We start from the raw sequence: 6,856 nt of genomic DNA on the forward strand, positions 1-6,856 counted from the left end.
TCCGACGGCCTTCGGCGAAGCATGTTCTGCTGCTTCTAGGCCGTTCCGCGCGGCTTCCGCGCTGGCTCTCGCTTCGCTCGTGGTCAGTACCGCGGCAGCGTCGGGTCCACTTCGTCGGTCCAAGCGAGAATCCCACCCTTCAAATTCCAGATCCGTCTGAATCCCGCGGCGTGAAGCTGGCGGAATGCCTTCGCGCTTCGAGCGCCCGAGCGGCAATGCACCACAATCTGGTTGGCGCTGTTCAGCTCGTGCATCCGCTCGGCGAATTGCCCCAGCGGAATGAGCCGTGCGCCGTAGCGCTCCAGGTTCGCGATCTCCCACTCGTGCGGTTCGCGCACGTCGATAATCGTGATTGACTCTCCGCTAGAGAGCCGTGCCTCCAGCTCCAAAGCGGTCGTCTCGACGAGACCATCGCGCTCTGCCGCCTCGGCCGCGATCGCCTGCGGGACGCCACAAAACTCCTCGTAGTCCACGAGGCCGGTCACCGTCCGCCGCTCGCCGCACACCGGGCAGTCGGGGTTCTTGCGCAGCTTGAGCTCACGCCAACGGAGCGCCAATGCGTCAAAGAGTAAGAGGCGACCGATCAGCGGCTCTCCAGCCCCGAGGATCAGCTTGATCGCCTCGAGCGCCTGCAACGCGCCGACGATTCCCGGAAGCACACCCAACACGCCTCCCTCGGCGCAGCTCGGCACCAGCCCGGGCGGCGGCGGCTCGGGGAAGAGGCACCGGTAGCAGGGTCCTTTCTCCGCGAAAAACACCGAGACCTGTCCCTCGAAGCGGAAGATCGAGCCGTAGACATTCGGCTTCCCGAGGAGCACGCACGCGTCGTTCACGAGGTAACGTGTCGGGAAGTTGTCGGTGCCGTCTACTACGACGTCGTACGACTCCAGGATCTGCAGCGCGTTCTCGCTCGTCAGCCGCAACTCATGCGGTACGATCTGCACGTGCGGGTTGACGTCGCGCAACCGCCCCGCGGCCGCATCCAGCTTCGGTCGCCCGATGTCGCTCGTGCCGTACAAGACCTGCCGCTGGAGATTCGTCACGTCCACCACGTCGAAGTCCACGAGACCGAGCGTTCCGACGCCGGCCGCGGCGAGATAGAGACCCAGGGGCGAGCCAAGTCCGCCGGTGCCCACGAGCAGCACCCTTGCCGCCTTGAGCTTGCGCTGCCCGCCCATCGCCACCTCAGGCATGATGAGATGACGGCTGTAGCGAAGCACCTCCTCGGGCGAGAGATCCGCTGTGTCAGCGACGGCGCTTGCTCCGCCCGCCCCGCCAGCGATGCTCGGGACAATCGTGATCGTGTCTCCCTCCGCGACCGTCGTCCGGTCGCTCGCCAGATAGCGCACCTCGTCCTCGTTCAGGAACAGGTTGACGAAGTTGCGCAGCGCGCCGGCCTCAGTGTACAAATGCCGGCGGAGCTGGGGGTAGCGTTCGATGAGCTCCGTGATCGCGTCACCAACGGTGCCGGCGCGCACCGTCACTTCGCTCTCGCCACCCGCGTAAGCGCGGAGCGGCGTGGGAATGCGAACGATCGCGCTCATGTGTCCTCCCGGACGATGGTCAATTCCTCTTCTGCGAAGAGCAGCCCGTCATCCACCAGTTGCCAGGCCCGCACCGGCCCCGTGTCGTCCGAACGAGCCCCGACGATGAGGTACGTGTACCAGGGCCAGGCCTGCTCACGGTCGAGTCCCGATGGCTCCGGCGGATGGTCGGGATGCGAATGGTAAAAGCCGACGATCTCCAGGCCATCGTGCTCGGCCGTTCGCCCGATCTCCCGCACCGTGGCGCCCGGAATCAGATAACGCCGTTCCGCCATATCATGCGTGGCATTCGCGAGGGCGACAGCACGCGCGACTTCCTTCACCGCCCTGTGGTTGTGCGACGCGCGCCCCAGCAGCGCCCCGCAGCACTCGCGCGGATAAGCGTCCCGCGCGTGCTCGCGAATGCGCTCGAGGGCAGCAGCGGGGAGTCTGATCACGTCTCTCCCTCCCACCACCGCTGGCTCAGGTAGCGCTCGCCACCGTCCGGTAACAGAGTAACGATGACTGCCTCCGGCCCGGCTTGCGCAGCTATCTGGATCGCCGCCGCCACGTTCGCGCCGCCGGAGACGCCAGCGAGGAAGCCTTCTTCGCGTGCCAGCCGGCGCGCCGTGGTCTGTGCCTCTTCGGTGCCAACTTCGATTGTCTCGTCGGCGAGCTCCGGATCGTAGATCCCCGGGACGATCGCGGTTGCCATATGCTTCATTCCCTCGATGCCGTGAAGCGGCGAATCGGGCTGCACCGCGATCAGTCGCACGCGCGGATTACACTCGCGCAATCTACGGGCTGCTCCGACGAATGTCCCACTCGTCCCCAGCCCTGCCACGAAGTGCGTCACGCGTCCCTGCATCTGCTCCCAGATCTCCGCGCCGGTCGTCTCGTAGTGCGCCTGGACGTTCGCGGGGTTGTTGTACTGATCGGCATAGAAGTAATGCTCGGTGTCAGCGGCGGCGCGCCGGCGCGCCTCGCGGATCGCGCCGTCGGAGCCTTCCACTGCGTCCGTGATCACGATCCTAGCACCATAACTCCGAAGCAGTTTCTTTCGTTCCTCGCTGGCGTTCCCGGGCACACAGATCTCGCAGCCATAGCCTCGCTCGGCGCAGAGCATGGCGTAGGCGATGCCCGTGTTTCCCGAGCTCGCGTCGAGCAGCGTCCTGCCCACGCCGAGTCGACCGTCTCGCTCCGCCGCTTGGATGATGGCGCGCGCCGCACGGTCCTTTACGCTCCCACCTGGATTCAAGTACTCGAGCTTGACGAAGACCGACCCGCGGCTTCCTGCTCCGACGCTGCGACGCAGCGGTAAGAGCGGGGTATTTCCGATCAACTGGTCGAGTGAGACGGCGAGGCTTCTACGCACGTGGACATCCTGCCCTGTCGACGCATCTGATGACGCGGCGACGTACCAGGATCAAATAATGATACGTCGCGAGCGCTGAAATGTCATCGGCTCCCGACCAGATATGCTGCGGCGTGGACCTTCGTCGGAGTGGCGCGCCGCCGCTTCCTTCCTCGAGCCACATGTCCCACACGGTGGACACGACCGCTGCCGAGCCCCGAACGCGGGCTTTCACGCTCACCGCGGGCAGCGATTGAACACACCGCAGCGGACGATCATCCTGCGCGCCGTGCTCACGGTGCCGCTGCGATGTCCAGCGTGTTTATATTCTACAGGGGCGATTGAAATTCCGAGCATGGAACCTGAGACATGCAGACCACCGGTCCGCACAACACCGATGAGCACGCGCCAAGCGCGTTGTCCGAGGCTTCCGGCGGTCCTGAAAAGCTGCCAGGAATCAGGCACGTCATCGCGGTGGCCAGCGGCAAGGGCGGCGTGGGCAAGTCCACCGTCAGCGTCAATCTCGCGCTCGCGCTCCAGCAAGTCGGCGGTCGCGTCGGGCTTCTTGACGCGGACATCCTGGGCCCGAGCATCCCCGTGATGCTGGGACTTTCCACCGGCCAGCTGCCCGAGATGACCGCGGACCAGAAGATCGTCCCCGCGGAACGGCACGGCCTGAAGGCGATATCGATGGGCATGCTCACCGGGGACGACAAACCGGCCATCTTGCGCGGACCGATGGTGGGCAAGTACCTGAACATGTTCATCGGCACCGTGCAGTGGGGACAGCTGGACTATTTGATTCTCGACTTCCCGCCCGGGACCGGCGACACGCAACTGACGTTGGCCCAGAGCGTTCCTCTGTCCGGCGCGATCATCGTGACGACGCCGCAGGATGTGAGCCTCAAGATCGCCCGCCGCGGGCTGCGGGCGTTCGAGACCCTGAATGTCACCATCCTCGGCATCATCGAGAACATGAGCACCTTCACGTGCCCTCACTGTGGAAAGGACACCGACATCTTCCGCCGTGGCGGCGGCGAGCGGATGAGTCGGGAGCTCGGCGTCCCATTCCTGGGCGCCATTCCTCTCGACGCCGACATCGTCACTGGCGGGGACGAGGGGCGTCCGGTCGTGGCCGACAGGCCGCACTCCGCCGCAGCCCAGGCCTATGTCGCGATCGCGACGGCGCTTGCCGGCCGACTCCGGGGGCTCCCAACGACGGCGCTGGGAGCATTCGCCTGGAACTGGGAAACGAATGAGGGTGAGCCGGCCTGGGTGGAGAGCGCGGTCCAGCCGATGGGCTCTCCAACCACCCCCGCCGGTTTCCGCCGGCGCGATGCGCGCACGTTGTCTGTGGTCTGGGAGGACGGGCGCCGTGACGACTTCGACGTCCGGGACCTTCGACTGGCATGCCCGTGCGCCCTCTGCGTCGAGGAAATGAGCGGCCGGGCGGTCCTCGATCCACAGAGCGTGCTGCCGGACGTGGCCCCCCAGACGATCTCCAGCGCAGGCAATTACGCCATCATATTCCGCTGGAACGACGGCCACAGTACCGGGATATACACGTTCGAGCACCTGCGGGCCCTCGCTGAGCGCTTCGCAGCCAAGGTGGTGGAAGATGTTTGATGTCCTGCCTCTCGACGAGACGATCACGATCCGCGCCGAGACTTCCGTCGCCGATCCCGACACGTGCAAGTTCACCGTAAGCCAGACGGTGCATCCGGGCGGTCCCTTCTTCTTCCACGCCAAAGAATTGGCCGCTGGTTCACCCCTCGCCGAGCGATTGTTCGCGCTTGCCGGCGTCGCCCACGTGCTCGTTGCCGAAAACGTCGTGACGGTCGGGAAGCACTCAGGCGCCTCGTGGTCCGCACTGAAATCTGGGATCGGAACGGTCATCCGTGTGCAGCTCGTCTCAGGGGTACCGGCCATCCTCGAGGCCCCTCGCACCGCGGGTGCGTTGGGGCGCACCGACGCCGAAGTTCGCGCGGTTATTCAGGAACTCCTGGACCGGCAAGTCAACCGTGCCATCGCGGCGCACGGCGGGAAGATTTCCATTGTTGATGTGAGGGACGGAAAGCTCTTTGTCACCATGAGTGGTGGGTGCCAGGGGTGCGCGGCCTCGCAACTGACTCTGCGACGCGGGTTCGAGGTCAAGGTGCGTCGGGTCGCACCGGAGATCGCGGACATCGTTGACACGACGGACCACACGGCGGGGAAGAAGCCATTCTACGAGCGCACCTCGTCCAACTAATGAAGAACGCCATAAAGCAATACGTGATGGTCGCACGCAAGGGAGACCTTGAACCGGGCACCGGCAAGACCGTGGACGTAAACGGAATGCCGGTGGCCCTTTTCAACGTGAACGGGGTCTACCACGCTATCCACAACAGCTGTCCGCACGAGGATGGTCCCCTGGGAGAAGGAGAGCTTTCCCACAATATCGTCCCATGCCCGCCGAACGTCGCGCCACGCCGAAATGGTATCTCTGAGGGCACGATCTCCGTACCTGCGTAGCCGTGCGCATCCAGAAAGTCGGCGACGCCGCGCAGAACCACGTCGGCATGAGGTTGTGGCCCGACAACGACCTTGCGAAGTGGCAACTGGGCGGGCTCCGACATGGCTACATCGAGAGTCGTTGTGTACGACACAAGCCCCGCACCTGAGACGCGGCTGGTCATCGTCGCTTTGGGCACTATTTGATAAGATTATTGTCATCAGCTCGAAGCACGCTTCGCCACGCGCATCATGAGCCTAAATGAGTTTCGTGCCTTCATCCGTACCGATGGCCACCAGGGCATCTAGAATCGCGTTGCTGCTACCGGCTCTGGCTTCGCTCCAATCGAATGCAAACACTCGGACTGACTCGCCATGAGGGATGTCGCTCTGACCGTGGCGGGCATTGCGATTCCGCTAATCGCCGGCATGGTCGCCTGGCTAGCAAATGAGTGGCGCAAGCGCGCGGCTGAGGACCGTAACCGTCGTGAAGAGCGGTATCGGCTGCTGCTTGAACACTCCCGTGGATTCTACATCGGTGGCAGCCCCACCGACATCGCGCAATTCCTGGCAGCGGTCAACCTGAGCTGGCTTTACTGCCCGGATGGCGTAATAAGGGCTTTGTACACTTTCCTCGACACGGTCCACTCGGCGACACCAACGACGGAGCAGGCTCGTGAGGAGGCGTTCAATCAAATGGTAGCGGCAATGCGTTACGACCTCCGGCGAATCGGCCCGTTCAAGCGCACCTCACTCGTTGCTGCCGACTACCGTCACGTCGGAGTTACGGCTTTGCAGATGAGTGATCGCGAGCCCAGCAAGAGCCGATAACATTTCGCTGGCCGAATCTCCTCTGCACCATAAGCTTTAACGCATGGCAGAAAACGTCCTTTACTACGGCGACAACCTCGACGTGCTCCGGCGTCACATCAAAGATGAGTCGGTCGACCTCGTGTACCTCGACCCTCCGTTCAAATCTGACCAGAACTACAACGTTCTTTTTGAGGAGAAAGACGGCTCACGTTCGGCTGCTCAGATCAAAGTCTTTGAGGATACGTGGCAGTGGGATCAAGCTGCGGCTGCTGCCTATGAAGAAATAATCGTTGCCGGTGGTCCAGTGTCGCGGGTGATGGAAGCCTTCCGAACCTTTTTGGGTGAAAGCGATATGCTGGCCTACATCTCCATGATGGCACCGCGCCTCGTGGAACTGCGCCGTGTAATGAAGGACACGGCTTCGATTTATCTCCACTGCGATGCTACCGCGAGTGCTCACCTTCGATTGCTAATGGATGCGGTATTCGGCCCCAAGAACCTTCGCAACGAGATTCATTGGTACTACTACAACAAGATGGGTACTACTACAACAAGATGCACGACAGCCGGAAGAAGCTTTTTGCGAAGGCCACAGATACCCTGTTGTTCTACGTAAAGTGACGGTAGCCCAATTTAGAGGTCCAGGAATAAGTTGACAGTCCTCGATGCCGCG

7 protein-coding genes are annotated in these 6,856 nt (G+C 63.2%); 4 read left to right on the plus strand and 3 right to left on the minus strand.

Going from position 1 to position 6,856, the window contains the following annotated elements; all coding sequences use genetic code 11:
* Window positions 1-83: 83 nt before the first annotated feature.
* Genes moeB through WEA80_11935 form a run of 3 tightly spaced genes read right to left on the minus strand, consistent with a single transcriptional unit; the run spans window position 84 to window position 2,898 of the window.
* Window positions 84-1,544: a molybdopterin-synthase adenylyltransferase MoeB gene (gene moeB, locus WEA80_11925; protein ID MEX1187289.1), complete on the minus strand. Its 1,461-nt coding sequence runs from the start codon at window positions 1,542-1,544 to the stop codon at window positions 84-86.
* Window positions 1,541-1,981 (minus strand): M67 family metallopeptidase, encoded by a 441-nt coding sequence (locus tag WEA80_11930; GenBank protein MEX1187290.1) that lies wholly within the window; start codon window positions 1,979-1,981, stop codon window positions 1,541-1,543. The genes moeB and WEA80_11930 overlap by 4 nt, the downstream gene beginning before the upstream one ends.
* Entirely contained in the window at window positions 1,978-2,898 is a 921-nt protein-coding gene (locus tag WEA80_11935; protein MEX1187291.1) for a cysteine synthase family protein, read from the minus strand. The genes WEA80_11930 and WEA80_11935 overlap by 4 nt, the downstream gene beginning before the upstream one ends.
* A 348-nt stretch (window positions 2,899-3,246) precedes the next feature.
* Between WEA80_11935 and WEA80_11940 the strand changes: the two genes are divergently transcribed.
* The 4 genes from WEA80_11940 (at window position 3,247) to WEA80_11955 (ending at window position 6,799) form a co-directional block, all read left to right on the plus strand.
* Window positions 3,247-4,503: a P-loop NTPase gene (locus WEA80_11940; GenBank protein MEX1187292.1), complete on the plus strand. Its 1,257-nt coding sequence runs from the start codon at window positions 3,247-3,249 to the stop codon at window positions 4,501-4,503.
* Entirely contained in the window at window positions 4,496-5,128 is a 633-nt protein-coding gene (locus WEA80_11945) for a NifU family protein (protein MEX1187293.1), read from the plus strand. Before WEA80_11940 ends, WEA80_11945 begins: the two co-directional genes overlap by 8 nt.
* Before the next feature lie 638 nt (window positions 5,129-5,766).
* Window positions 5,767-6,201: a hypothetical protein gene (locus WEA80_11950; GenBank protein MEX1187294.1), complete on the plus strand. Its 435-nt coding sequence runs from the start codon at window positions 5,767-5,769 to the stop codon at window positions 6,199-6,201.
* A 43-nt stretch (window positions 6,202-6,244) separates the two neighbouring features.
* Complete coding sequence (locus WEA80_11955) at window positions 6,245-6,799, plus strand: DNA methyltransferase (protein ID MEX1187295.1); 555 nt, start codon at window positions 6,245-6,247, stop codon at window positions 6,797-6,799.
* Window positions 6,800-6,856 lie beyond the last annotated feature (57 nt).

Source organism: Gemmatimonadaceae bacterium (assembly GCA_040882285.1).
Taxonomy (GTDB): domain Bacteria; phylum Gemmatimonadota; class Gemmatimonadetes; order Gemmatimonadales; family Gemmatimonadaceae; genus JACDCY01.

What these genes read in the sequence shown, in the direction of transcription:
- moeB (MEX1187289.1), bottom strand. Translation starts at nt 1,544, where the DNA reads ATGAGCGCGATCGTTCGCATTCCCACGCCGCTCCGCGCTTACGCGGGT.
- WEA80_11940 (MEX1187292.1), top strand. Translation starts at nt 3,247, where the DNA reads ATGCAGACCACCGGTCCGCACAACACCGATGAGCACGCGCCAAGCGCG.
- WEA80_11945 (MEX1187293.1), top strand. Translation starts at nt 4,496, where the DNA reads ATGTTTGATGTCCTGCCTCTCGACGAGACGATCACGATCCGCGCCGAG.
- WEA80_11955 (MEX1187295.1), top strand. Translation starts at nt 6,245, where the DNA reads ATGGCAGAAAACGTCCTTTACTACGGCGACAACCTCGACGTGCTCCGG.